Here is a 23324-nt window from a genome sequence, read left to right on the forward strand (position 1 = left end):
GCTAACCTTGGCACACCCGCCGGCATACCCGTTGGCACACCCGTTCGCCAACGCGTCGGCTCACGCCGCGCGCGCGGCCTGTTCCTGTTTTAAGTCTTTCTGATCCCCACACTGCGATGAACCAGCCGCCACTTCCCGTCACCGTGCTCACCGGTTTTCTGGGCGCGGGCAAGACCACGCTGCTCAACCATATCCTCGCGAATCGCGCCGGCCTGCGCGTCGCCGTGATCGTCAACGACCTCGCTGCGGTCAATATCGACGCTGCGCTCGTGCGCGACGCGGCTGCGCTGTCGCACCTCGAAGAAAAGCTCGTCGAGATGTCGAACGGCTGCATTTGCTGCACGCTGCGCGACGACTTGCTGAGCGAGATCCGGCGTCTTGCGCAGGAACAGCGTTTCGACGCGATCCTGATCGAATCGACCGGCATTGCCGAGCCCATGCCCATCGCCGAAACCTTCGCCTACGTCGACGACGACGGCACGTCGCTTGCCGACGTCGCCCAGCTCGACACGCTGGTGACCGTGGTGGACGCATTCAACTTCCTGCGCGACTACGCGTGCGCCGACGAACTCGCCGAACGCGGCCTCGCGTCCAACGAAGAAGATGACCGCACGATCGTCGAATTGCTGATCGAACAGGTGGAGTTCTGCGATGTGCTCGTCGTCAACAAGGCCGACCTCGTGAGCGAGGACGAACTCGCCCACCTGCAGCGCATTCTCGCGCGCATCAATCCGCGTGCCGTGCAGGTCGTGAGCCGTTTCGGCGCGGTGCCGCTGAACGAGGTGCTGAAGACGGGCCGCTTCGATTTCGAGGCCGCCGCGAGCGCGCCAGGCTGGCTCGCATCGCTTGAAGAACACGATCACGACCACGCTCATCGCAGCGAAGCCGACGAATTCGGCATCGGCAATTTCGTCTATCGCGCACGGCGGCCGTTCCATCCTGAACGGCTCTGGTCGCTGCTGCACGAAGAATGGAAGGGCGTGCTGCGCACGAAAGGGCTCTTCTGGCTCGCGACGCGCAACGACGTGGCCGGTTCGCTATCGCAGGCGGGCGGTGCGTGCCGTCACGGTCCGGCGGGTACGTGGTGGGCGGCACAGCCGCGCGAAAGCTGGCCGCAGGACGCCGCGCTGGAAAGCGAAATCGCGCGCGACTGGTACGGCGATCCGGCCGACGCGCACATTGGCGACCGGCGCCAGGAACTGGTGATGATCGGCGTCGATCTGGATCGTGCGGCATGGCAGGCGAAGCTCGATGGGTGCCTGCTCACCGATGCCGAATATGCGGCGGGCCCCGAAGCCTGGCGCACGTATAACGACCCGTTTCCGTATTGGGACGTCGACGACGACCATGATCACGATCACGATCACGAAAGCGGCGAAGGCGAAATCGTTCATCGCCCGCACTAAACCCCGCACTGAACCGGTCCATCGAGATGAAGAAATATGCCGCGCCATGCGGCATATTTCGCATCTCGCGTATGAACGGCATTAAAGGTATGAACGCCGCAAAAGCTACGAAAGCTACGAAAGCCGCAAAAACAAAACAGACGAAAAACCGGACAAAAACGCGGACGAAAAAAAACCCGCCAGGGGCGGGTGTCAACTCGAAGCGGCAATGCCTTAGCGCTTGTTGACGGCGTCCTTGAACGCCTTGCCAGCCGTGAACTTGACGGTCTTGGCAGCCGGAATCTTGATGGTTTCGCCCGTCTTCGGATTACGGCCGGTGCGTGCCGCACGCTTGCCCGAACCGAAGCTGCCGAAGCCGATCAGTTGAACCGCATCACCCTTCGACACCGATTTCTTGATCACGTCGAGGAGCGTGTCCAGCGTCTCGCCGGTTTGCGCTTTGCTTGCGCCCGTCTGTCCTGCGACGGCGTCGATCAGTTCCTGTTTATTCATTGAGAAGTTCCTTATCAGTTTAGGTTGACACGAACAGCGCGAACGCGCCGATTATACGGTCGCGTGCCGCGCTGTCGAGCAGCAACGGTTCCGGAGCTCCCCGGCGATTCGCGCCGTGGCGCGAATGAATGCTGTGCCGCGACGGCCGTGCTGCCGCTTCCCTGGGCGGCGCTTGCTATGATAGCGCAGCGCAAACCCAATAACGACAAGGGTTTCGACGATTTGCAACGGTATTCAGCCGAATTAGGTGGGGCACTCGGATTTGTTTGCGGCCGCCGCTCGAAAGAATGCCGTATTTCCGATTTCCAACACGCGCGCGTTGCGTCCAACCAACGCCCGGTAGCCGTTGCCCAGTGCCCGCAAAGCCATGCTGGGCGCGGCGGTTGCACTGCATCAACCGCACCGGTTCGCTGGATCAAGGCCGTTTTAGCGCGCCGAATTGTCCATTCGCGTTCCTTATGACCGCCATCCTCACACCCGCCACACTCGCTTTTCGCAACGACGGCACGCCGTTTTCCCCGCTTTACGATGATATTTATCACAGCGCGTCCGGCGCGCTCGCCCAGGCGGAAAGCGTATTTCTGCATGGCAACGCGTTGCCCGGGCGATGGCAAAACCGCCGGATTTTCACGGTAATGGAGACGGGTTTCGGCCTCGGCGTGAACTTCCTGACGACCTGGGAGGCATGGCGCGAAGATCCGTCGCGCTGCGAGCGGTTGCATTTTGTATCGGTGGAGAAGCACCCGTTTTCGCGTGAAGATCTGCGCACGGTTCTCGGTTCAGTGGTTGCGCACACATCGCTTGCCGCACGCGCGCAGGAACTCGCCGATGCCTGGCCGATGCTCGTGCCCGGTACGCACCGGCTCGAATTCGAGGGCGGCCGCGTCACGCTAACGCTTGTTTTCGGCGATGCGGTCGAAGCACTTCCCAAACTGTGGTTGCGTGCCGACGCGTTTTATCTCGACGGCTTTGCGCCCGCAAAAAATCACGAGCTCTGGTCGCAGACGATGTTCAAGGCGCTCGCGCGCGTGGCGGGCGAGGACGCCACATTCGCCACGTGGAGCTGCGCCGGAGAAGTCAAACACGCGCTCGTCGACAACGGTTTCGAATACCGCAAGATCGAGGGCTTCGGCTCGAAACGCGCCATGCTTGTGGGCCGTTTTGCACCGCGCTGGCGCGTGCGGCGTTACGAACCGCCGCTGCCCGTCGCCGTGCACGAGCGGCATGCGATCGTGGTGGGCGCCGGAATGGCCGGTTGCGCGCTCATCGAACGGCTCGCCGCACGCGGCTGGCGCGTCACGCTGATCGAGCGGCACGCCGCGCCCGCATCCGAAGCGTCGGGCAATCCGGCAGGCGTCTTTCATCCGCTGATTTCGCGCGACGACAGCAGCACGTCGCGCATCACGCGCGCGAGCTACCTCTATGCGCTGCGACGCTGGTCCGAACTCGAAGCGGCGGGCCTTGCAACGATGCGGACTCACGAAGGTCTGCTCCATATCGCCACCGACGACGAATCGCGCGCCGTTGCCGCAGCGCTCGAATCGTTCGCCTGGCCCGCCGAATACGCGCTTGCCGTTTCGCGCGAACGTGCCGGGCAGATCGCAGGCGTCGCGCTCGCGCAGGGCGGCTGGTTCTATCCGCTCGCAGGCGCGATCAGTCCGGCGGCCGTGTGCCGCGCGCAATGCGAAGCGGCCGGTGCGCACCTCGATGCGCATTTCGGCGTGAGCGTCGCGCGCATCGAACGCGCGGGCGACACATGGCGCGCCTTCGACGACAACGGTGCGCTGATCGCGCAAGCGCCGGTCATGATCTTTGCGAATGCACACGACGCCTCGCGCGCGGCCGCGCTCGACCATGCGCCGACGCGCCTCGTGCGCGGCCAGTTGACGCTCGTGGAGCACAGCCCGCTTGCCAGCCTGCGCGTGCCCGTGGTCGGCGAGGGCTACGCGCTGCCGCTCCCGGACGGCGTCACGCTGACCGGCGCCACCTACGAACTCGACGATGCAGACAACGCGATCCGCGAGGCCGGTCACGCCGAAAACCTCGAACGCGTCGCGCGGATGCTGCCGGCACTCGTTGCGGCACGCGATGCCGCGCGCGCCCACGACCTGGCCGGGCGCGTCGGGTTCCGCTGCGTGACGAGCGATCGTCTGCCGATGATCGGCCAACTCGGCGACGAAGCCGCCGCACGGCGCGACGCGTCGCGCCTCAGTGGAGCATGGCCGCTCGATTTGCCGCGCATGCCAGGGCTCTACGGCGCCTATGCGTACGGTTCGCGCGGGCTCGTGTGGGCCGCGCTCGGTGCGGAGCTGATCGCGTCACAACTGGAAGGCGAGCCGTGGCCGCTCGAGCGCGAACTCGCCGAACATGTCGATCCCGCGCGGTTTCTGCAACGTGCGCTGCGTCTGCGCAGCCTCTGATCACACCGGGCAGCCACCTGCGCCACGTTATCCACGCGAGCCTGTGGACAACCGCGTGAATTGCAGGTGAACCAGGTGTGTAATGCATGTGGACGTAAACGGGGTAACTCGCGGCACCCTGCCAGGGGACCAAAAGTTACTCATCGATCACAGCCGTCGCCGCACATGCTGTGCAACCGGTTGTGCGTTCGGCAAACAACTGATTTTCCATACTTATCCAGGGTTATCCACAGAAAATGAGGCCCCTTGTTAACTCTTACTACGTATACATACGGTAAACAGTAAACCCGAAGGTAAAGCCATCGCCGTCGCGCTTTGACTTCGTCTGTGGACGCGAGCGCCGTTCCCAAAAAGCTATGGCACAATCGGCCTTCTTCCTGCGTGTCGTGCTACCAAAACGGCCGATGCGTCCAAGGAACGGATGTCGCTTGTCCTGATCTCAATCGTGAGGAGGGCGAGCAGCGTTCGTTCATCCACGGCGGGCGCGCCTGGTGCGCACATACGCGCACAAGCGCCCGCAACGGCTGTCCGCCTTATCCGGCAACCGGGCGTAGTGCTTTCCGCAGTCGAATTCCAGCCGGCTCATTGCGCCCCGGCTGCTTGCCATCCGCGTTGCAAACCGTGTAACGGATGACGAATATCAAGTCATGTGGCACGCGGCTTGCCCGTGTGCCAGTCGTCGTCGAGCGATGTCGGATAGACGGACTGTCTTCTGCCAAGGAGAAGCCACCACGATGAAGTCGGCGTTTTCGTTCTTTCCCGCCTGGCCGTTGCAGTTCGATGGGATTTTCTGGGCCGGGCTCGCGCTGCTCGCCGCCGGACTGTGCGGCGAGTTGTGCTATCGCGCCTGGCGGCTGCCGCGCATTTCGGGTTACGCCGTCATTGGCCTGATTGCCGGATCGGCTGGCTTTGGTGTGATCGACGCCGACATGGCCGACAACGCGCGCCCGCTGCTCGACGTCGCGCTCGGACTGCTGCTGTTCGAACTCGGCAGCCGGCTCGACCTGCGCTGGATCCGCCGCAATCCCTGGCTGATCCTGTCGAGCCTCGCCGAAGCGACGCTCACGTTCGTGCTCGTGCTTGTCGTGCTGCTCTTTCTCAAAGTGCCGGTCATGATCGCGCTGGTGGTCGCGTCGATTGCGATGGCGACTTCGCCGGCAATGGTCATACAGCTCAAAACCGAATTGCGCGCCGAAGGGCAGGTGACGCAGCGTTTGCTAACGCTCACCGCGCTGAACAGCATGTATGCGGTGATCGTCGTCAAGCTCGCGTCCGGCTGGCTGCATCAGGAGATTTACGGCAATGTGTTCGCGACGATTCTTCAGCCGCTCTATCTGCTCGTCGGATCGCTGATTCTTGCGTACGCGCTCGCGCGCGCCTGCACGCTGTTCTATCGACGGCTCAGCCCGCAAGACGAGCATTCGTTCGTCGCGCTCTTCGGTCTCGTCCTGCTGGCGATTGCGATCTCGCACGTCCTCAAGCTGTCGACGATCCTGAGCCTGCTCGCCGCGGGCATCATCGTGAAGAACCTCGAAGCGCGTCCGCAATTGTGGCCGCAGCATTTCGGCACGGCGGGCTGGCTGCTCACCGTGATCCTCTTCGTGCTCACGCTCACGACGTTCGAATGGCACGACATCGTGGTCGGCGGCGTGGCGGCCGCGGGACTGATCGTGGCGCGGCTGGTTGCGAAGCTCGTCGGCGTGCTGATCTTTGCGCGGCCAAGCGGTCTCGAATGGAAGCAGGGCGTCGCGCTCGGTCTCGCGCTCACGCCGATGTCGGCGCTCGCGCTACTGCTTGCAGAGGATACCTATGAGCTTTACCCCAACTTCGATCCTCAATTGCGCGCGATCGTGATGTGCGCAATCGTCGTGCTGCAACTGCTGGGGCCGTGGCTCGTCTATCGAGCGCTTGCACTCGTGGGCGAACGGGGCGAGAAATGAACTGAGATGAACCGGGCGGCGCCGGTTCGTTTCCGCGTGCCGCTCATCATGCAACACCGCGTGCCGCAGCGACCGACGTTTCGCGCGGTGCGCCTGCAACAGGGGATGTCATGTCACTGGAATCATTTGTCGATTCGAAGCCGTTCACATTCGGCATCGAACTCGAAATGCAGATCGTCAACACGCACGACTACGATCTCACGAAGGCCGGCAGCGACCTGATGCGCCTCGTCAAGGACCAGCAGATCCCGGGCAATATCACGCCCGAGATCACCGAAAGCATGATCGAGCTGTCCACCGGCATCTGCACGACGCACGAGCAGGCGGTGACCGACCTGCGCAGGATCCGCGATACGCTCGTCGCCGCCGCGGATCGTCTGAACGTCGGTTTGTGCGGCGGCGGCACGCACGCGTTTCAGCAGTGGAGCGACCGGCGCATCGTCGATACGCCGCGCTTTCAATACCTCTCCGAGCTGTACGGATATCTGGCGAAGCAGTTCACGGTGTTCGGCCAGCACGTTCACATCGGCTGCCCCGATGCGGACAGCGCGCTGTTCCTGCTGCACTCGCTCTCGCGCTTCATTCCGCACTTTATTGCGCTTTCGGCGTCGTCGCCGTATGTGCAGGGCGTCGATACCGGATTTCACTCGGCACGGCTGAATTCGGTCTTCGCGTTCCCGCTGTCCGGCCGCGCGCCGTTCGTGCTGAGCTGGGAGGAGTTCAAGGACTACTTCTCGAAGATGGTCCACACGGGCGTGGTCAACAGCATGAAGGATTTCTACTGGGACATTCGCCCGAAGCCCGGCTTCGGCACGATCGAGGTGCGCGTGATGGATACGCCGCTTTCGGTCGAACGGGCCGCGGCCATTGCGTGCTACATCCAGACACTCGCGCGCCATCTGCTGATGGACCGGCCCATCGTGCCGCGCGAGGACGACTACCTCGTCTACACGTTCAACCGCTTCCAGGCGTGCCGCTTCGGGCTGGCCGGCACCTGCGTGAATCCGCAGACGGGCGAGCGGCAAACCATCTCGGAAGATATTCTCCGCACACTCGAGCAGATTGCGCCGCACGGCGAGGCACTGGGGGCGACCCGCGCGCTGACCGAAATCGGGTTGATTGCGCGCGGGCATGCCAACGACGCCACCTGGCTGCGGGGCGTGGTCGCCGAGGAGAAGTCGCTGCACGAAGCGGTTCGCCAGCAGTGCCTGCGCTGGCGCGCGTGAGCGTTGCGGCAGATCGTCCGGCGGCCGGCCCCGGGAGGGCTCCAGGGAGGGCGATCTGCCAGCATTTCGGGCACCGAACCGGCTCGGGCGTGCTGCGGGGCATGCAGCAGGGTGTGCAGAACCGCACTCTGTGAAAAAGATTTTTCGAGATATTACTCGGTCATTTCGCGATACTGCGGGGTTCTGATTGTTTCACTGGCGATGGGCAATCAGGCACGCGGCGCGAGCGAGCCGAGCGCCCATCTGCCTGTGGGTAACCGGGAAAATCGCTGAATACTCAAAGTCTTGCGCAAGTGACAGCCGTGCAGATTTTGATTGCGTTTATGCAAGAAATACGGGATAACCTGGGAACGTCCGATGCGGGTGCCGCGCGTCATCACGCCGCTGTCCGCCCGTCATCAGCGCGTTTATCAACGGGTTATCCACAGTCTCAGGTGGATAACTTAGCTGTGCGATTGGCTACTCTCGCATAAAATGTCGAATTGTCGTTGTACTCCCCGGAAGAGGACGGCGCTTGAGACCGTCGCGGCGAGAAAGAACGAATATGCGATGCGAGACCTTTTGGCGGTCACGCAAAGCGCCGATTTTTGAGATGGCATGCGATCCGGGTTGCCGGATGCGGCCTTTTCCATGAGGCCGTCGGCCTATGCAGCGGCCGACGATGCAGCGCAAGCTGCCAATAACCAGCGAAAGATTATGAGCGAAGGCGTATACGGAGAGCAGGCAGCCGGGCGGGTAACCCATAGCCTGTTGCGACTCAGCACGGCGATGCGGAGCCAGGCATGGGACTGGGCCGAAGGAGCAGGGCTCACGCCGACTCAGGGTGAAATTCTCGTGCTGCTGATGCAGCGCAAGGGGCCGATGCGCCTCGGCGAGATTGCCCGGGAAACAGCGCTGACCGCAGCGACGACCAGCGATGCAGTGAGCACGCTCGAAACGAAGGGGCTCGTCGAAAAGCGCCGCGCGCTCGACGACGGCCGCGCGCTCGCCGTGCGCCTCACGGCGCGTGGCCGCACGGCCGCGAAGAAGGCGGCGCAATGGCCGGACTTCCTCTCGAAGGCCGTGGGCACGCTGCGCGGCGACGAGCAGGCGGTGTTCTATCGCACCCTTTTGAAGACCGTCTATCAACTCGAAGTTCAGGAAGCCATCCCGCAGCACCGGATGTGCCTCACCTGCTCGCACTTCGAAGCCAGCAAGAATCCGAAGAAGACGCCGCATCATTGCCAACTGCTCGGCATCGACATGGCCGACACCGATCTGCGGCTGGATTGCTCGGTGTACGAACAGGCTGAAGCGACGACCCAGAAGAAAAACTGGAAGATCTTCGCGGTTTAAGTCGCGGAGTAAGTCGCAGAATAACGCGCGGAGTAGCGCGGTCTGTCTCGCGATGTAATGCAGGCGAGCGGCGGCGTCATGCCGCCGCTTGGCCCGTCTGGTATGGCTGTCCCCGGGGAATGAGCCGATGAATCGCGAAGTATTGGCGGTCCGCCATGTGTATTTCGAGGACCTCGGCAGCTTCGAGCGCGTGCTCGGCGAGCGCGGGCGGCCCGTCCGTTACGTGGACGTGGGCTTTGCGCGCGTCGGCGCGCTCAATCCGGTCGCGGCGTCGCTGATGGTCATACTCGGCGGGCCGATCAACGCCTGCGACGATGCGCGCTATCCCACCCTTGCGGCGCTCGCCGCACTGATCGAAAAGCGCATTCACGCCGGGCTTCCGACGCTCGGCATCTGCCTCGGCGCCCAATTGATCGCGCGCGTGCTCGGCGCGCGCGTCTATCGCGCGGCTGAAGCGGAAATCGGCTGGACGCCGCTCACGCTGACCGATGCCGGGCGCGCATCGCCGCTGCGTCATCTGGACGGCGCGGCGACGTCGATGCTGCACTGGCACGGCGATACGTTCGATTTACCGGCGGGCGCCACGCGTCTTGCCTTGACGCCGCACTGCGAGAACCAGGCCTTCGCATGGGGCAATCATGTGCTCGGCCTGCAATGTCATCCCGAAGTGCGCGCCGACCGCTTCGAGCCCTGGTTGATCGGCCATTCCGCTGAAATCGATCACGCGGGCGTCGACGTCAACGCGCTGCGCGCGCAAACGGCGCAGCATGGTCCGCATCTGGAACAGCAGGCGAGCCGCATGTTCGGCGACTGGCTCGATGCAGTCGATGCGCGCGCTGCCGGCGCGGATTCTGTGACCGCCACGGTCAATCGTCCCTGAGATTGCATTGAGCGTGCCGCGCCGGGCGCGAGCACCTGAAAAATCAGCGTGCTATTCTCGAACGCACCTTTTTCCCGTTCGAGTTTTCTTCCATGAGGCCGCTCTTCACTCCGATTGCACTGCGCGGCGTGACGCTCGCCAATCGCATCGTCGTCTCGCCGATGTGCCAGTATTCCGCCGCTCGCGGTGAGGCCAACGACTGGCATCTGATCCATCCGAACCGGGCTATCAAGTGCCGTTTGCGCAAGCGGTGAAACACGCCGCCGCAGGACTGGCGCTCGCAGCCGCGCGATCAGAAAATGCTCTTTGGCGAGACGACAATCGGACAGCGGCAGGCAGCGCGCGTTGTATGCGATTGCATGGGTTGAACGAAGATGGCGCGAACGTGTACGATGCCGGTTGTAGCGCGCGAGGCGCTGCACGAACGCGGCGCCGACACGGCGCCGCGTTTGCGTAGAGAGGCGGGTGCAGCACGAGAGCGCACGAAAGAGCACGTTCGACGCACATTCAGCGCACCGCTCGCCGCAGCAGGGATAGTCTCGCTAGTACCTTCACGAGGATGCATTCAATGAGTGTACGCAGGATCGTCGTGCGCCAGTCGGGCGTACACGGTAAGGGCGTGTTTGCGACAGCGCCGATCGAGGCGGGCGCGCGCCTGATCGAATATAAGGGCGAGCGCATTTCCTGGAAGGAGGCGTTGCGGCGCCACCCGCACAATCCGGACGACCCGAACCACACGTTCTATTTCGCGCTCGATGACGGCGACGTCATCGACGGCAAGGTGAAGGGCAACAGTGCGCGCTGGATCAATCATTCGTGCGCGCCGAATTGTGAAGCGGAAGAGATCGACGGCCATGTGTACATTCATGCGCTGCACGAAATCGCCGAAGGCGAGGAACTGTTTTACGACTACGGTCTCGTGATCGACGCAAAACAGACCCGCAAGCTCAAGCGCGAATACGAATGCCGCTGCGGCGCGCGCAAGTGCCGTGGCACGATGCTCGCGCCGCCGGAAAAAGAAAAGGGCAAGGAGAAGGGCGTAAAAGCGGGCAAGCCGGGGAAAAGCAAAAAGAAGAAGTGATCGCCGCGATTACGCTGTGCGCGAATCAAAAAAGGGCCGCTGGTTGAACAGCGGCCCTTGTTGTTTGTAACGGCGGTTTGCAACGGTGGTTTTATATGGCGATGAATGACGCGTGCGGCTCAGATATCGACCGGCGTCTGCCTGGGTGCCTGCCTGGGTGCCTGCGTGGGTGCCTGCGTAGGTGCCTGATTTGGCGCCTGATTCGGCGACGGTTTCGCCGCCAGGGTGGCTTTCTGATGATGTTTATCGGCCGACGCCTCACTGCCCGCATCGGCCGGTCCGCGTTGCGCGAGCGGGATGCGAACGATGAAACGCGCGCCGCCCTCCGGGGCATCTTCGTAATGCACGCTGCCGCGATGGAGCGCCATGATGTCGTGAACGATGGCAAGGCCAAGACCCGCGCCGCTGTCCACGCCGCTTTCGGTCTGGCCGTCGCCGCGGAAAAAGCGCTTGAAGAGATCGGCTTGCTGCGCGGGCGGCACGCCGCGCCCGTTGTCCTCGACGACGATCTCGGCCATCGGCGTGTTGTCGGCCACGCTCTGCGTCACGCTGACCGTGATGCGCCCGCCGTCGAGCCGCGCGGGCGGCAGGTACTTGAGCGCGTTGTCGAGCAGATTCGCAATCACTTCGCGCAGCAGCACCGGGTTGCCGCGCGCCATCAGCGGCGCGTCGTTTTCGGGCGCGTCGAGGCGCTGGAAGCCGAGGTCGACGTGGCTTGCCAGTGCGCGCGGCACCCATTCCGCGCCGGTTTCGAACGCAAGCGCGGCGACGTCGATATCGACAAAACGCGCCGCCTGTTCGGACGGTTCCGCACGCGCAAGCGAGAGCAACTGGTTCGACAGACGCACCGCGCGGTCGGCGGCCGCGCGCAGTTCGCGCACCGCATTGGTGACCTGCTGCGGCTCGCGCGCCGTGGCGGCCTGCTCCGCGTGCAGCTTCACGGCGGTCAGCGGCGTGCGCAACTGATGCGCGGCGTCGGCGATGAATTTACGCTGCGCATCGAGTGCGGTCTTCAGGCGGCCGAGCAGTGCGTTGAGCGCGCCGGTAAGCGGCCGGATCTCGACGGGCACGTACGTCTCGTCCACCGGTTCGAGCGACGTGTGCGTCTGGCGATTCAGCGAGTCGGCGAGATCGGTGAGCGGGTTGAGCTGCTGATTCACGACGCGCCATACGATCGCCCAGCCGGCGAGCAGCAACAGCAGGAGCGGCATCATGATCGCGACGAGAAACTCGGCGGCGATGCTGGAGCGCAGGTGCACGGGCTGCCCGACTTCGACGACGATCGGATTGCCCGTGGGTTGATCCACGCGCACCTGTGCGACGCGTAATTGCACGCCCTGATACTCCGTATCGAACACGTAGGCGTAGTGCATGCGCCGCACATTCGTGCCCTGAAGCGGCATGTTGTGATCGCCGGCGATTTCCGTGTTGCCGTCGCTGATGCGATAGACGAGGCGCTCGATCGGATCGGAGAACATGGCCTGCGCGAGCGGCGGCACGGTGACCGCCGCGTCGGGTCCGGCGATCTGGATCTGCTTCGAAACGGCGGTTGCGAGGTCGGCGAGCGAGCGGTCCACCACGTGCTGCGTGTACTGCCACGCAAGCCAGTAGGCGACGAGGCCGCTCATCAGCGCAAGCAGCGACAGCGGCGCGGCCAGGCGGCGCAGCAGCGTACGGCGCAGACTGTTTGCGGCCGGATAGGACATGATGGTTTCGAGCGATGAATGAATCGGATGCGCCCGGCAGCCAGCGTGCGTCGCGCTTTTTACACGCGTTGCCTGCATTGCGTCCAGCGCATGCATCGCGCGCGGCGTGTCGTGCGACCTGAAGTGCAGCCCTGAAGTGCGGCCGCGAATTCGCTCATTGTACGCGGGCCACCGCACAGACGGCACGGCAGGCGCGCTGGCGAGCGGTCCGGCGTTGCGCCGGACCGGCAGGGGAAATGGCAGCCTCAGGCCGTCTGGCGAATTTCCTGCAGCAGATAGCCGAAGCCGCGCACGGTGACGATTTCGACGCGGCAGTTTTCGAGCTTCTTGCGCACGCGGTGCACGTAGACTTCGATCGCGGTGTCGCCGAGATCGCCGCCGAAGTGCGTGAGATGGTCCTGAAGCTGCGCCTTGCTGACGACGCGGCCATGACGCAGCAGCAGCATTTCGAGCACGGCGAATTCGCGCGGCGAGAGTTCGAGCGGCTTGTCTTCGTTGAAGATACGGCGATCGACGCCCGAAAGACGCACGCCGCCAAGCGAAACTTCGGGGCGCGGCACGTCGCCGTGCGGACCGCTGCGGCGCATCACGGCGCGAATGCGCGCTTCGAGTTCCGCGGGTTCGAACGGTTTGAGCATGTAGTCGTCGGCGCCCGAATTCAGGCCCTGGACGCGGTCATTCAGCTCGTCGCGTGCGGTGAGGATAATGACGGGCGTGTGCCGGTTGCTTTGGCGGAAACGCGCGAGCAGCGTCATGCCGTCGATGCCGGGCAGACCGAGGTCGAGGATCACGAGTTCATGGCGATTCTGCGTGAGGGCCTGCTCGGCGAAGATGCCGTCGTGAACCATGTCCACCGTGAAGCCGGCTTGCTCGAGGCTGGACTGGATACCGCGTGCGATGGGGCGGTCGTCTTCGATCAGAAGGAGTCGCATGGGATTCGCTCAAGTACAAATGGGTTTAGCGTATGAGGCACGCAGTTCGCGAAGCGCCGCTCGATGCAGGTGATCTGCACGACAGCCAGCGGCGCCGCGTGCAACGATTGCGCGAGTCACGATCAACATGTCCGATATTTCGATTACCGAACTCGAAGCCGCGATTAACTTCTGGCGCAACCGCTCGCCCTCGCGTGGCGACGAACTCTCGTTGTGCAAGGAAGCTGGCGCGCTTTCCAAGCCGTATGCGCTGATGATTGTACAGCGTCAGAACACCATGTCGGCGGAACGTTTGGACCCCATTGCCCGAGCCGCCTGGGAATCTTACGTATCCCTCAAGGATGGCCTTCAACCTTGAAGGTTTGGGAACTTCTCACCCTGCATTCAGCTTTCAAACGGCGCAGGCTCACACACTGAGCGGACCTGGCGCAATCGAGTCGATAAAGCGCGCGAGCGCAATGTCGCGTGCCGTAAGGCCGTCGGCTTCATGCGTCGACAGCGTAATTTCGACGCGGTTATAAACATTGAACCACTCGGGATGGTGATTCATCTCCTGCGCCTTGATGGCGATGCGCGTCATAAAGCCGAACGCTTCGTTGAAATCGGCGAAGCGGAAGGTGCGCGCAATGGCGTCGCGGCCCGCGACGGACTGCCAGCCGTGAAGATCTGCGAGCTGGGTGGCGCGCTCTTCTGATGTGAGGCGGTTGATCATGTCTGCACCTGTCATGGAGTGGGCGCCCGCCCGGCGTTTGGGGCTGTGCGGGCACCGGACACCGCGCGAGACCCGCGCGCGCGGGTGGCGCGCGGACGAATGGCGGTAGATCGACTATTTTTTCACGGATATCGGCAGGGTGCGAGCGCTCCCGCGAGACGGCAAGACCGCACCGCCCGGCTTCGCAGGAATGGGGCCCGGCTATGGCGCGTCATGCAATAATCGCGCATTAATAACCGGATTCGTGCGTAATTTCGTCATGCTGGAACTCGATCACTTTGATCTCGCGCTGCTCGACGTGCTGCAGCGTTTTGGCCGTGCGACGCACCAGCAGCTCGCGGAGCGGGTGCCGCTCTCGCCGTCGCAGATCGGCAGGCGGTTGCAGCGGCTGGAGGCAACGGGCGTGATCGACGGCTTTCGCGTCGTGCTGCGGCCCGAAAAGCTCGGGCTCGGCGTCACGGCGTTCACGAGCCTGAAGCTGAAACATCATGGGGATTCGGTGATGGAGCAGTTCCGGCAGCAGATCGACATGCTGCCCGAAGTGCTGGAATGCCATGCGGTGGTGGGCGACGCCGATTATTTGCTGCGGATCGTCGCGCCGGATCTGAACGCGCTGTCGTCGTTCGTGATGAAGAAACTGATGCATGTGACCGGCGTCGACAGCGTGCGCTCGAACATCGTGCTCACCACGTTCAAGCGCAACGGGCCGCTGCCGCTCGGGCATCTGGAGCCGGGCGCGTCCGCGCCCTGACTCCGCGGCCTTTATCCACGCGTTATTCCGCGGCCTGACGCAACGCATCAGGGCGGTATTTCAGGCCCGCATTTCAGGCCCGCATTTCACGCCGCTACCGGCGCATTGAGCAGATCGACGTAGGCACGCGCCACAAGATCGCTTTCCGCGACGCCGAGCTTTGCGAACATCGCGTGCGCCTCGGCTTCGCCGCCTTGCTCGTCGTCATCGGGTGCGAGCACCACTTCCAGTTCGACGAAATCGCCCAGGCCGTCCACGCGGTCCAGATGGATGCGCGTGCGGCCCGCCAGATACACATGGCGCTCCTTCGAGACGATCCCGCGCGTGGTCAGCGCCGTGGCGAGCAGCGCATGCATCGCTTCGGCGTTCGCGACCGGGCTGCGCGTGTAATACGAGACTTTCGGACCGTCGCGGTCGTCGCGCTGATAAAAGATCAGCTCGGGCGGCGTGCCGTCGTCGAACTGGCGCAGCTTCAGCCGGCCGCGGGGCACGTCGTAGAAAAAGTCCTGTTGGCGAAAGATCAGCGGCGCGTCGGATGCAAGCTGGGCGGCACGCGCACGCAGCGCGTCGAAGTCGCGGGCGCGGGCTTTGATTTCGATGTTGCGGGCCATGCAGGGCTCCTGTGGAACGAGGTAACGATGAGCGGGGCACGAAACGCGCCGCGCCTAACCGGATCGTCCGGCTTCGACGGGTCATCGACCGGAGAGAGACGGGTGATCGGCGCGGGCGAACATCGAATCTAGCAAACCTTGCGTGACGACGCCGTTACACCGCCGATGTCTTCGCGCCTGGTGCGCGCTCGTTGCGTACTCGTTGCGTACTCGTTGCGTACAGCGGCGCTCTCATGAGCGCGGCTCATATCGCCCACTGCGTTTCGATGGCCTTGAGCGCCGCAGCGATGGCGGGCTCGTTGCGGCGCGACGCGAGCGTGATGAAGGTGAGTTCGGTGGGCACCGTTACGCCTTCGACGATCGTCAGCGCGTGCGCATGCGCCTCCGCAATGGCGATGGAATCGCGCGCGAGCGTCAGCCCGACGCCCGATTTCACGAGGTCGAGCATCGACGGCTCCTGATCGACTTCCGCGACTTTCACGGGTTTTGCGTCGACCGCCTCGAAAAGATGCGTGAGCAGACGATTGTGCGCGGAGGCGGGCGGCGTCCAGATCCACGGCAAGGCGGCGAGCGCGCGCCAGTCGCGCGCGCCTTTTACGCGGTCTTTCCAGCCTGCGGGTGCGAGCACGCGGTACTGGAAGCGCGTGAGTGTGATGGCGTGGAAAGTATCGGCGTCCGGGCCCGGCTGGCCGATGTAGTAGCCGACATCGAGCTCGCGCGCGCGCACCTGGTCGAGCACCCAGCCCGACATGCCGTGGCGCAGCGCGGTTTCGATCTGCGGCCAGGTTTCGACGAGTTGGTGCAGGAACCCGCCGAGGCGCAGAAACGCCGGGTCGAGGATCGTGCCGATGCGCAGCTTGCCGCGCACTTCGTGACGCAGTGCAGCAGCGGCGCGCTGGACGTCGCCTGCTGCGGCGAGCGCGCGCTCGGCGTGCGGCAGCAGCGCCTGGCCGTCGCGCGTGAGCGCGAGGCCGTGAGCGGTGCGCGTGAAGAGCGTCACGCCGAGCGCTTCCTGCAAGTGCTTGATCTGCAGGCTCACGGCCGGCTGGGTCAGATGCAGGTGCGTGGCGGCGCGCGTGAGGTTGCCCTCGCGTGCGACCGTGACGAACGCGCGAAGCAAGGTCAGGTCCATATCCTGATATTAGCCCGCCTTATATCGCTGTTGAGCATTAATCATTGGATTGCGGCGCGTATTGCCGATTAGGCTTCTGATTACCCAGACGGTGAGGTGTGTGGTCGCATGCCGACCGAGCGCGAATACCACACACAACGCCGCACATTCTTCCAACAAACGAGGCATCCATGGGCGAGACACATCTGAACGAAACCGGCGTTCGCACGCTGACGCATTTCATCGGCGGCAAGCCGCTCGACACCAAAAGCGAGCGTTACGCCGACGTTTTCAATCCCGCGCTCGGCAAGGTGAGCGCGCGCGTGCCGCTCGCGAGCGTGGCCGACGTGAACGCGGCCGTCGCCGCAGCCGAGGCCGCATTCCCGGCGTGGAGCGAGATGGCGCCCGTCAAGCGCGCGCGCATTCTGTTCAAGTTCAAGGATCTGCTCGACCAGCACCACGACGAACTCGCCGAGCTGATCACGCGCGAGCACGGCAAGGTGTTTTCGGATGCGAAAGGCGAGGTCATGCGCGGCATCGAGGTCGTCGAATTCGCGTGCGGCATTCCGAACCTGCTGAAGACCGACTTCACCGACCAGATCGGCGGCGGCATCGATAACTGGAACCTGCGCCAGCCGCTGGGCGTCGTGGCCGGCGTCACGCCGTTCAACTTCCCGATGATGGTGCCGTGCTGGATGTTCCCGGTCGCGCTCGCGTGCGGCAACACGTTCGTGCTGAAGCCTTCGGAGCGCGATCCCTCGGCATCGCTTCGCCTCGCCGAACTGCTCAAGGAAGCGGGCTTGCCCGATGGCGTGTTCAACGTCGTCCACGGCGACAAGGTGGCCGTGGACGCGCTGCTTGCGCACCCGGACGTCGCGGCGCTTTCGTTCGTCGGCTCGACGCCGATCGCCGAGTACATCTATACGGAAGGCGCAAGGCACGGCAAGCGCGTGCAGGCGCTGGGCGGCGCGAAGAATCACCTTGTCGTGATGCCCGACGCCAATCTCGATCAGGCCGTCGACGCGCTGATCGGCGCGGCCTATGGTTCGGCGGGCGAGCGCTGCATGGCGATTTCGGTGGCGGTGGCCGTGGGCCATGTCGCCGACGAACTGATCGAGCGTCTTACGCCGCGCGTGAAGGCGCTCAAGATCGGCAACGGCATGGACAGCGCGTCGGAGATGGGGCCGCTCGTGACGGCGGCGCACCGCGAGAAAGTGAAGGGCTATATCGATGCCGGCGTGAAGGCGGGCGCGAAGCTCGTGGTCGACGGCCGCGCGCATGCGCCCGAAGGTCAGGAAGACGGTTTCTTCCTCGGCGGCACGCTGTTCGACAACGTGAAGACCGATATGACGATCTACAAGGAAGAGATCTTCGGTCCGGTGCTTGCGGTGGTGCGCGTGCCCGACTTTGCGAGCGCCGTCGAACTCATCAACGCGCATGAGTTCGCCAATGGCGTTGCGCTCTTTACATCGGATGGCGGCATCGCGCGCGCGTTCTCGCGGCAGATCAAGGTCGGCATGGTGGGGATCAACGTGCCGATTCCGGTGCCGATGGCGTGGCATTCGTTCGGCGGCTGGAAGCGCTCGCTGTTCGGCGACCATCATGCTTACGGCGAAGAAGGCGTGCGTTTTTACACGCGCTACAAGAGCATCATGCAGCGCTGGCCGGACAGCATCGCCAAGGGCGCGGAATTCACGATGCCCGTCGCGAAGTAAGCGTCCGCGTAACGCTTGCAGTGAACAGGCGGCGGCGTGTGCCGACGCCTGCAAAAATACAGTCGGCATGTAACGCAGCGGGTCCGCACGGCGGCCCGCCTGCGCCGGACCGGATGGGAGACAAAAATGCCAGCAACGAGCGAAGCAACTCGTGCATCGTCGTCCTCGCGTCGCCTCGAAGGCGAATTCGATTATGTGATCGTCGGCGCTGGCACCGCGGGTTGCGTGCTCGCCAACCGTCTGAGCGCCGACCCCAACATCTCCGTGCTGCTGCTCGAAGCGGGCGGCAAGGACGACTATCGCTGGATTCACATTCCGGTCGGCTATCTCTACTGCATCGGCAATCCGCGCACCGACTGGCTCTATAAAACCGTTGCCGAAGCAGGCCTGAACGGACGCACGCTCTCCTATCCGCGCGGGCGTGTGCTGGGCGGATCGTCGTCGATCAACGGCATGATCTACATGCGCGGCCAGCGTGAGGATTACGACGCGTGGGCGCGCGCATCCGGCGATGCAGGGTGGTCGTGGGAATCCGTGCTGCCGGTGTTTCGCAAAAGCGAGGACTATCACGGCGGCGCGAGCGAATTTCACGGCGCGGGCGGCGAATGGCGCGTCGAGAAACAGCGGCTCAAGTGGAAGATTCTCGAATCGTTCGCGCAGGCGGCGCAGGAGCAGGGCATTGCCGCCACCGACGATTTCAATCGCGGCGATAACAGCGGCGTCGGCTATTTCGACGTGAACCAGAAACGCGGCGTGCGCTGGAACGCGTCGAAGGCGTTTTTGCGCGCCGCGATGAAGCGGCCAAACATGACCGTCGTGACGGGCGCGCTCACCGAACGCGTGATCTTCGAAGGACGCAGATGCGTTGGCGTCGAATATCGCGGCGGCGAGGTCGCTGATGTCGCTTACGTCGCTCGGGTGCGCGGCGAAGTGATCCTGAGTGCGGGCGCGGTGAATTCGCCGCAATTGCTCGAACTCTCCGGCATCGGCGATGCGCGGCGGCTCGCGTCGCTCGGCATCGGCGTCGTGCAGGATCTGCCCGGCGTGGGCGAGAACCTGCAGGACCATTTGCAACTGCGCATGGCGTATCGCGTAGACGGTGTGCGCACGCTCAACACGGCGTCGGCGCACTGGTGGGGCAAGCTGAAAATCGGCCTTCAATACGCGCTGTTTCAAAGCGGGCCGATGTCGATGTCGCCGTCGCAGCTCGGTGCGTTCGCCAGGTCCGATCCAGGCGAGCCCGCGCTCACGCGCCCCGACCTCGAATATCACGTGCAGCCGCTTTCGCTCGACCGTTTCGGCGAGCCGCTGCACCGCTTCAATGCATTCACCGCATCGGTCTGCAATTTGCGGCCCACGTCGCGCGGCAGCATCCACATCGTTTCTGCCGATCCGGCAACAGCGCCCGCTATCGCGCCGAATTACCTTTCTACCGATTACGACCGGCACGTCGCCGCCAATGCGTTGCGTCTCACGCGCCGCATTGCGGCGTCGCCCGCGCTCGCGCGCTACAAGCCGCGGGAAATTTTGCCCGGCGTGGCGTTCCAGACCGAAGAACAACTGGTCGAAGCGGCGGGTAAGGTCGGCACGACGATCTTTCATCCGGTGGGCACCTGCCGCATGGGCCGCGCCGACGACGCCGACGCTGTCGTCGATTCGCGCCTGCGCGTGCGCGGCGTGACGGGCTTGCGCGTGGCCGATGCATCGATCATGCCGTTCATCACGTCGGGCAACACGAATTCGCCGACGCTAATGATTGCCGAGCGCGCGGCGGCGATGCTGCTCGCCGATCGCAACGAGGGCGCGAACGCACGCGTCGATTCCGCCGCGCATATGACGGAAGTGTGAACGCGGTAGTGTAAAAACGGACGTTTGAAGCGGACGCGAAGGGCGCGAAGCGCATTGAGCGCGACGCGGGATGAAGTGTTTGCCCCATAAGTGCAAATCCCAATGATTGCGGTGCATCATTGGCGCGACAATGCGCGGGAGCGGGCAGAGCGCAGACAGCGCGCCGCGCCTTTACTACGCGTGGAAGGGGACATGATTCTCAGCGACACGATTCTGGAGACGCGCGGACTGACCAAGCAGTTCAAGGGCTTTACGGCCGTGAACGGCGTGAATCTGCGCGTGTGCCGCGGCACGATCCACGCGCTGATCGGACCCAACGGCGCAGGCAAGACCACCTGCTTTAATCTGCTCACCAAATTTCTTGAGCCGAGCGCGGGGCGCATCGTATTCAACGGTGTCGACATCACGCATGAGCGGCCCGCGCAGATCGCGCGGCGCGGCATCATCCGGTCGTTTCAGATTTCCGCGGTGTTTCCGCACCTCACGGCGCTGCAGAACGTGCGCATCGGCTTGCAGCGCTCGCTTGGCACCGCTTATCACTTCTGGAAAAGCGAGCGCACGCTCGCCGAACTCGATGACCGCGCAATGGATCTGCTCACGCAGGTCGGCCTGACCGACTTCGCCGCTGTGCCGACCGTCGAACTCGCTTACGGACGCAAGCGCGCGCTCGAAATCGCCACGACGCTCGCGATGGAACCCGAACTGATGCTGCTCGACGAGCCCACGCAGGGCATGGGCCACGAGGACGTGGACCGCGTGACGGCGCTTATCAAGAAGGTTGCGAGCGGGCGCACGATCCTGATGGTCGAGCACAACATGAACGTGATTGCGGGCATCTCCGACACGATCACCGTCCTGCAACGCGGCGAAGTGCTGGCGGAAGGCAGCTACGCCGAAGTGTCGAAGAATCCGCTCGTGGCCGAAGCCTATATGGGCAGCGCGGACGCGACCCTCGTCGGAGCCCACGCATGAGCACCGTGACGGAAAACGAACACGTCGACGCCGCCGCCGTGGCGGGCGAGCCCGCGCTCGCGATCTCGGGGCTGCAAACCTGGTACGGCGAATCGCACATCCTGCACGGCGTGGATCTCTCCGTGGCGCGCGGCGAAGTCGTCACGCTGCTCGGGCGCAACGGGGCCGGGCGCACGACCACGCTGCGCGCGATCATGGGCCTCACGGGACGCCGCACGGGGTCGATCCACATCGGCGGGCGCGAGACGATCCATATGCCCACCTATCGCATCGCGCATTGCGGCGTCGGCTATTGCCCGGAGGAGCGCGGCATTTTTTCGAGCCTCTCGTGCGAGGAGAACCTGCTGCTGCCGCCGCTCGTGAACGCCGGCTCGAACGGCATGTCGCTCGACGAGATCTACTCGATGTTTCCGAATCTCGCGGAGCGCCGTCACAGCCAGGGCACGCGCCTTTCCGGCGGCGAGCAGCAGATGCTGGCCGTCGCGCGCATCCTGCGCACGGGTGCGAATCTGCTGCTGCTCGACGAGATCTCCGAAGGCCTTGCACCCGTGATCGTGCAGACGCTCGCGCGCATGATTCTCACGCTCAAGGCGCGCGGCTACACGGTCGTCATGGTCGAACAGAACTTTCGCTTCGCTGCGCCGCTGGCCGACCGGTTCTACGTGATGGAGCACGGCCGTATCGTCGAGCACTTCGGCGTCGCCGAACTCGAGGGCAAGATGCCCGTGCTGCACGAACTGCTAGGCGTCTAGCGTTCCGGGTTTCGGATTGCGCGCGGCGCGCGGCGCGCGGCGCGAGGCGCGAGGCGCCGCACGCGACAAGTCTTGCCGCAATTTGCTGCTTTGATGTATCGATTCGATGTTTCGATCCGGCTTATCGCTTCGATAACTATGACCATGCAACCAAAGAAGGAGACTGCAATGAGGAAAACGACGTTCGCGCGGCTCGCGGGCCTGATCACCGCCGCAGCGGCATCGATGACGCTTGGCGCAGGCAACGCGCAGGCTGCTGGCGACACGGTGAAGATCGGCTTCATCACGGACATGTCGGGACTCTATGCGGACGACGACGGCCCGGGGGGGCTCACGGCGATCAAGATGGCGATTGCCGACTTCGGCGGCAAGGTGCTCGGCAAACCGATCGACCTCGTGTACGCGGACCACCAAAACAAGGCGGACATTGCAGCGTCGAAGGCGCGCGAGTGGATCGACCGCGACGGCATCACCTTGCTGTTCGGCGGTACGAACTCGGCGGCGGCGCTCGCGATGAACGACGTCGCGAAAGAGAAAAAGAAGGTGGTGTACGTCAACACCGGCGCGGGCACGGACGATCTCACGAACAAGCAGTGCACGCCGTACACGATTCACTACGGTTACGACACGGTTGCGCTCGCAAAGGGCACCGGCCTTGCGGTGGTCAAGCAGGGCGGCAAGTCCTGGTTCTTCCTGACCGCCGACTACGCGTTCGGCAAGTCGCTGGAAAAGAATACGGCCGACGTCGTCAAGGAGAACGGCGGCCAGGTGGTCGGCGAGGTGCGCCATCCGCTTTCCGCGTCGGACTTCTCGTCGTTCCTGCTGCAGGCGCAGTCGTCGAAGGCACAGATTCTCGGCCTCGCTAACGCGGGCGGCGACACGGTCAACGCGATCAAGGCCGCGAAGGAATTCGGCATCGACAAGACGATGAAGACCGCCGCGCTGCTGATGTTCCTGCCCGACGTGAAGAGCCTCGGGCTCGACACGACGCAGGGCCTCGTGCTGACGACCGGCTGGTATTGGGACCAGACCGATGCGTCGCGCAAGTGGGCGCAGCGTTATTACGACCAGACGAAGAAGATGCCGTCTGAACTTCAGGCCGCCGACTATTCGTTCACCATGAATTACCTGAAGGCGGTGCAGGCGGCGGGTACGACCGACCCGGACAAGGTCATGGCGAAGCTGAAGAGCACCAGGATCAACGACTTCTATACGCAGGGCGGCTATATCCGCCAGGACGGCGTGCTGATTCACGACATGTATCTCGCGCAGGTCAAGAAGCCGTCGGAGTCGAAGAGCCCGTGGGATCTCTACAAGATCGTCGCGACGATCCCGGGCGATCAGGCCTATACGTTGAAGAAGGACAGCACCTGCGCGCTCTGGAAGTAAGCGTATTTGCGATCTGGCATGACCCCATGCGGCGCACGCAAGGCG

General features: G+C 63.9%; 19 protein-coding genes and 2 pseudogenes. 15 read left to right on the plus strand and 6 right to left on the minus strand.

Going from position 1 to position 23324, the window contains the following annotated elements:
* The first annotated feature begins 116 nt into the window (after positions 1-116).
* Positions 117-1406: a GTP-binding protein gene (locus EPN59_RS15590; protein ID WP_293033643.1), complete on the plus strand. Its 1290-nt coding sequence runs from the start codon at positions 117-119 to the stop codon at positions 1404-1406.
* Positions 1407-1619: 213 nt separating this feature from the next.
* Here the strand turns inward: EPN59_RS15590 and EPN59_RS15595 are convergent, their stop codons facing one another.
* A complete protein-coding gene (locus EPN59_RS15595) occupies positions 1620-1898 on the minus strand; it encodes an HU family DNA-binding protein (RefSeq protein ID WP_233804089.1) in 279 nt (92 codons plus the stop codon).
* Positions 1899-2356: 458 nt separating this feature from the next.
* Between EPN59_RS15595 and mnmC the strand changes: the two genes are divergently transcribed.
* The 7 genes and pseudogenes from mnmC to EPN59_RS15630 all read left to right on the plus strand — a co-directional run bounded on the left by mnmC (position 2357) and on the right by EPN59_RS15630 (position 10780).
* Complete coding sequence (gene mnmC / locus EPN59_RS15600) at positions 2357-4318, plus strand: bifunctional tRNA (5-methylaminomethyl-2-thiouridine)(34)-methyltransferase MnmD/FAD-dependent 5-carboxymethylaminomethyl-2-thiouridine(34) oxidoreductase MnmC (RefSeq protein WP_293033640.1); 1962 nt, start codon at positions 2357-2359, stop codon at positions 4316-4318.
* 734 nt (positions 4319-5052) lie between these two features.
* On the plus strand, positions 5053-6258 hold the full coding sequence (locus EPN59_RS15605) for a cation:proton antiporter (RefSeq protein WP_293033638.1): 1206 nt from the start codon (positions 5053-5055) through the stop codon (positions 6256-6258).
* A gap of 110 nt (positions 6259-6368) precedes the next feature.
* The gene (locus EPN59_RS15610) at positions 6369-7484 is read left to right on the plus strand and encodes a YbdK family carboxylate-amine ligase (protein ID WP_293033636.1); all 1116 of its coding nucleotides are present in this window, start codon (positions 6369-6371) and stop codon (positions 7482-7484) included.
* 696 nt (positions 7485-8180) lie between these two features.
* Entirely contained in the window at positions 8181-8819 is a 639-nt protein-coding gene (locus EPN59_RS15615) for a MarR family winged helix-turn-helix transcriptional regulator (protein ID WP_293033634.1), read from the plus strand.
* Between the two features lie 127 nt (positions 8820-8946).
* On the plus strand, positions 8947-9699 hold the full coding sequence (locus EPN59_RS15620) for a glutamine amidotransferase (RefSeq protein ID WP_293033632.1): 753 nt from the start codon (positions 8947-8949) through the stop codon (positions 9697-9699).
* A gap of 92 nt (positions 9700-9791) precedes the next feature.
* Positions 9792-9914: pseudogene (locus tag EPN59_RS15625) on the plus strand (oxidoreductase); the annotation flags it as partial.
* Positions 9915-10267: 353 nt separating this feature from the next.
* Positions 10268-10780 (plus strand): SET domain-containing protein-lysine N-methyltransferase, encoded by a 513-nt coding sequence (locus EPN59_RS15630; protein ID WP_293033630.1) that lies wholly within the window; start codon positions 10268-10270, stop codon positions 10778-10780.
* 290 nt (positions 10781-11070) lie between these two features.
* Here the strand turns inward: EPN59_RS15630 and EPN59_RS15635 are convergent.
* Positions 11071-12486 (minus strand): annotated as a pseudogene (locus tag EPN59_RS15635) (sensor histidine kinase N-terminal domain-containing protein); the annotation flags it as partial.
* A gap of 245 nt (positions 12487-12731) precedes the next feature.
* The gene (locus EPN59_RS15640; protein WP_293033626.1) at positions 12732-13418 is read right to left on the minus strand and encodes a response regulator transcription factor; all 687 of its coding nucleotides are present in this window, start codon (positions 13416-13418) and stop codon (positions 12732-12734) included.
* Positions 13419-13545: 127 nt separating this feature from the next.
* Between EPN59_RS15640 and EPN59_RS15645 the strand changes: the two genes are divergently transcribed.
* Positions 13546-13776, plus strand: a complete 231-nt coding sequence (locus EPN59_RS15645) for a DUF3717 domain-containing protein (protein ID WP_293033624.1) — start codon at positions 13546-13548, stop codon at positions 13774-13776.
* Between the two features lie 48 nt (positions 13777-13824).
* On the opposite strand, the gene EPN59_RS15650 is transcribed toward EPN59_RS15645, so the two are convergent.
* The gene (locus EPN59_RS15650; RefSeq protein ID WP_293033622.1) at positions 13825-14130 is read right to left on the minus strand and encodes a 4a-hydroxytetrahydrobiopterin dehydratase; all 306 of its coding nucleotides are present in this window, start codon (positions 14128-14130) and stop codon (positions 13825-13827) included.
* Between the two features lie 259 nt (positions 14131-14389).
* On the opposite strand from EPN59_RS15650, the gene EPN59_RS15655 reads away from it, so the two are divergent.
* Positions 14390-14881: an Lrp/AsnC family transcriptional regulator gene (locus EPN59_RS15655; protein WP_293033661.1), complete on the plus strand. Its 492-nt coding sequence runs from the start codon at positions 14390-14392 to the stop codon at positions 14879-14881.
* A gap of 86 nt (positions 14882-14967) precedes the next feature.
* On the opposite strand, the gene EPN59_RS15660 is transcribed toward EPN59_RS15655, so the two are convergent.
* Positions 14968-15492, minus strand: coding sequence for a class IV adenylate cyclase (locus tag EPN59_RS15660; protein WP_293033620.1), 525 nt, complete (start codon positions 15490-15492; stop codon positions 14968-14970).
* Between the two features lie 244 nt (positions 15493-15736).
* On the minus strand, positions 15737-16624 hold the full coding sequence (locus EPN59_RS15665) for a LysR family transcriptional regulator (protein ID WP_293033618.1): 888 nt from the start codon (positions 16622-16624) through the stop codon (positions 15737-15739).
* Positions 16625-16794: 170 nt separating this feature from the next.
* On the opposite strand from EPN59_RS15665, the gene EPN59_RS15670 reads away from it, so the two are divergent.
* The 5 genes from EPN59_RS15670 to EPN59_RS15690 all read left to right on the plus strand — a co-directional run bounded on the left by EPN59_RS15670 (position 16795) and on the right by EPN59_RS15690 (position 23279).
* On the plus strand, positions 16795-18318 hold the full coding sequence (locus EPN59_RS15670; RefSeq protein WP_293033616.1) for a CoA-acylating methylmalonate-semialdehyde dehydrogenase: 1524 nt from the start codon (positions 16795-16797) through the stop codon (positions 18316-18318).
* Positions 18319-18444: 126 nt separating this feature from the next.
* The gene (locus EPN59_RS15675; RefSeq protein WP_293033614.1) at positions 18445-20166 is read left to right on the plus strand and encodes a GMC family oxidoreductase N-terminal domain-containing protein; all 1722 of its coding nucleotides are present in this window, start codon (positions 18445-18447) and stop codon (positions 20164-20166) included.
* Between the two features lie 192 nt (positions 20167-20358).
* Entirely contained in the window at positions 20359-21138 is a 780-nt protein-coding gene (locus EPN59_RS15680; RefSeq protein ID WP_293033612.1) for an ABC transporter ATP-binding protein, read from the plus strand.
* Positions 21135-21890 carry an ABC transporter ATP-binding protein gene (locus EPN59_RS15685; protein ID WP_293033610.1) on the plus strand — a complete coding sequence of 252 codons (756 nt, stop codon included), beginning with the start codon at positions 21135-21137 and terminating at the stop codon, positions 21888-21890. Before EPN59_RS15680 ends, EPN59_RS15685 begins: the two co-directional genes overlap by 4 nt.
* Positions 21891-22058: 168 nt before the next feature.
* Positions 22059-23279, plus strand: a complete 1221-nt coding sequence (locus tag EPN59_RS15690) for an ABC transporter substrate-binding protein (protein WP_293033608.1) — start codon at positions 22059-22061, stop codon at positions 23277-23279.
* The last annotated feature ends 45 nt before the right edge of the window (positions 23280-23324 follow it).

This window comes from Paraburkholderia sp. (assembly GCF_004298475.1).
In the GTDB taxonomy this organism is placed as follows: Bacteria; Pseudomonadota; Gammaproteobacteria; order Burkholderiales; family Burkholderiaceae; genus Paraburkholderia; species Paraburkholderia denitrificans.

Coding starts and splice junctions, on each gene's coding strand:
- EPN59_RS15590 (WP_293033643.1), top strand. CDS start 117: ATGAACCAGCCGCCACTTCCCGTCACCGTGCTCACCGGTTTTCTGGGC.
- EPN59_RS15595 (WP_233804089.1), bottom strand. CDS start 1,898: ATGAATAAACAGGAACTGATCGACGCCGTCGCAGGACAGACGGGCGCA.
- mnmC (WP_293033640.1), top strand. CDS start 2,357: ATGACCGCCATCCTCACACCCGCCACACTCGCTTTTCGCAACGACGGC.
- EPN59_RS15605 (WP_293033638.1), top strand. CDS start 5,053: ATGAAGTCGGCGTTTTCGTTCTTTCCCGCCTGGCCGTTGCAGTTCGAT.
- EPN59_RS15610 (WP_293033636.1), top strand. CDS start 6,369: ATGTCACTGGAATCATTTGTCGATTCGAAGCCGTTCACATTCGGCATC.
- EPN59_RS15615 (WP_293033634.1), top strand. CDS start 8,181: ATGAGCGAAGGCGTATACGGAGAGCAGGCAGCCGGGCGGGTAACCCAT.
- EPN59_RS15620 (WP_293033632.1), top strand. CDS start 8,947: ATGAATCGCGAAGTATTGGCGGTCCGCCATGTGTATTTCGAGGACCTC.
- EPN59_RS15630 (WP_293033630.1), top strand. CDS start 10,268: ATGAGTGTACGCAGGATCGTCGTGCGCCAGTCGGGCGTACACGGTAAG.
- EPN59_RS15640 (WP_293033626.1), bottom strand. CDS start 13,418: ATGCGACTCCTTCTGATCGAAGACGACCGCCCCATCGCACGCGGTATC.
- EPN59_RS15645 (WP_293033624.1), top strand. CDS start 13,546: ATGTCCGATATTTCGATTACCGAACTCGAAGCCGCGATTAACTTCTGG.
- EPN59_RS15650 (WP_293033622.1), bottom strand. CDS start 14,130: ATGATCAACCGCCTCACATCAGAAGAGCGCGCCACCCAGCTCGCAGAT.
- EPN59_RS15655 (WP_293033661.1), top strand. CDS start 14,390: ATGCTGGAACTCGATCACTTTGATCTCGCGCTGCTCGACGTGCTGCAG.
- EPN59_RS15660 (WP_293033620.1), bottom strand. CDS start 15,492: ATGGCCCGCAACATCGAAATCAAAGCCCGCGCCCGCGACTTCGACGCG.
- EPN59_RS15665 (WP_293033618.1), bottom strand. CDS start 16,624: ATGGACCTGACCTTGCTTCGCGCGTTCGTCACGGTCGCACGCGAGGGC.
- EPN59_RS15670 (WP_293033616.1), top strand. CDS start 16,795: ATGGGCGAGACACATCTGAACGAAACCGGCGTTCGCACGCTGACGCAT.
- EPN59_RS15675 (WP_293033614.1), top strand. CDS start 18,445: ATGCCAGCAACGAGCGAAGCAACTCGTGCATCGTCGTCCTCGCGTCGC.
- EPN59_RS15680 (WP_293033612.1), top strand. CDS start 20,359: ATGATTCTCAGCGACACGATTCTGGAGACGCGCGGACTGACCAAGCAG.
- EPN59_RS15685 (WP_293033610.1), top strand. CDS start 21,135: ATGAGCACCGTGACGGAAAACGAACACGTCGACGCCGCCGCCGTGGCG.
- EPN59_RS15690 (WP_293033608.1), top strand. CDS start 22,059: ATGAGGAAAACGACGTTCGCGCGGCTCGCGGGCCTGATCACCGCCGCA.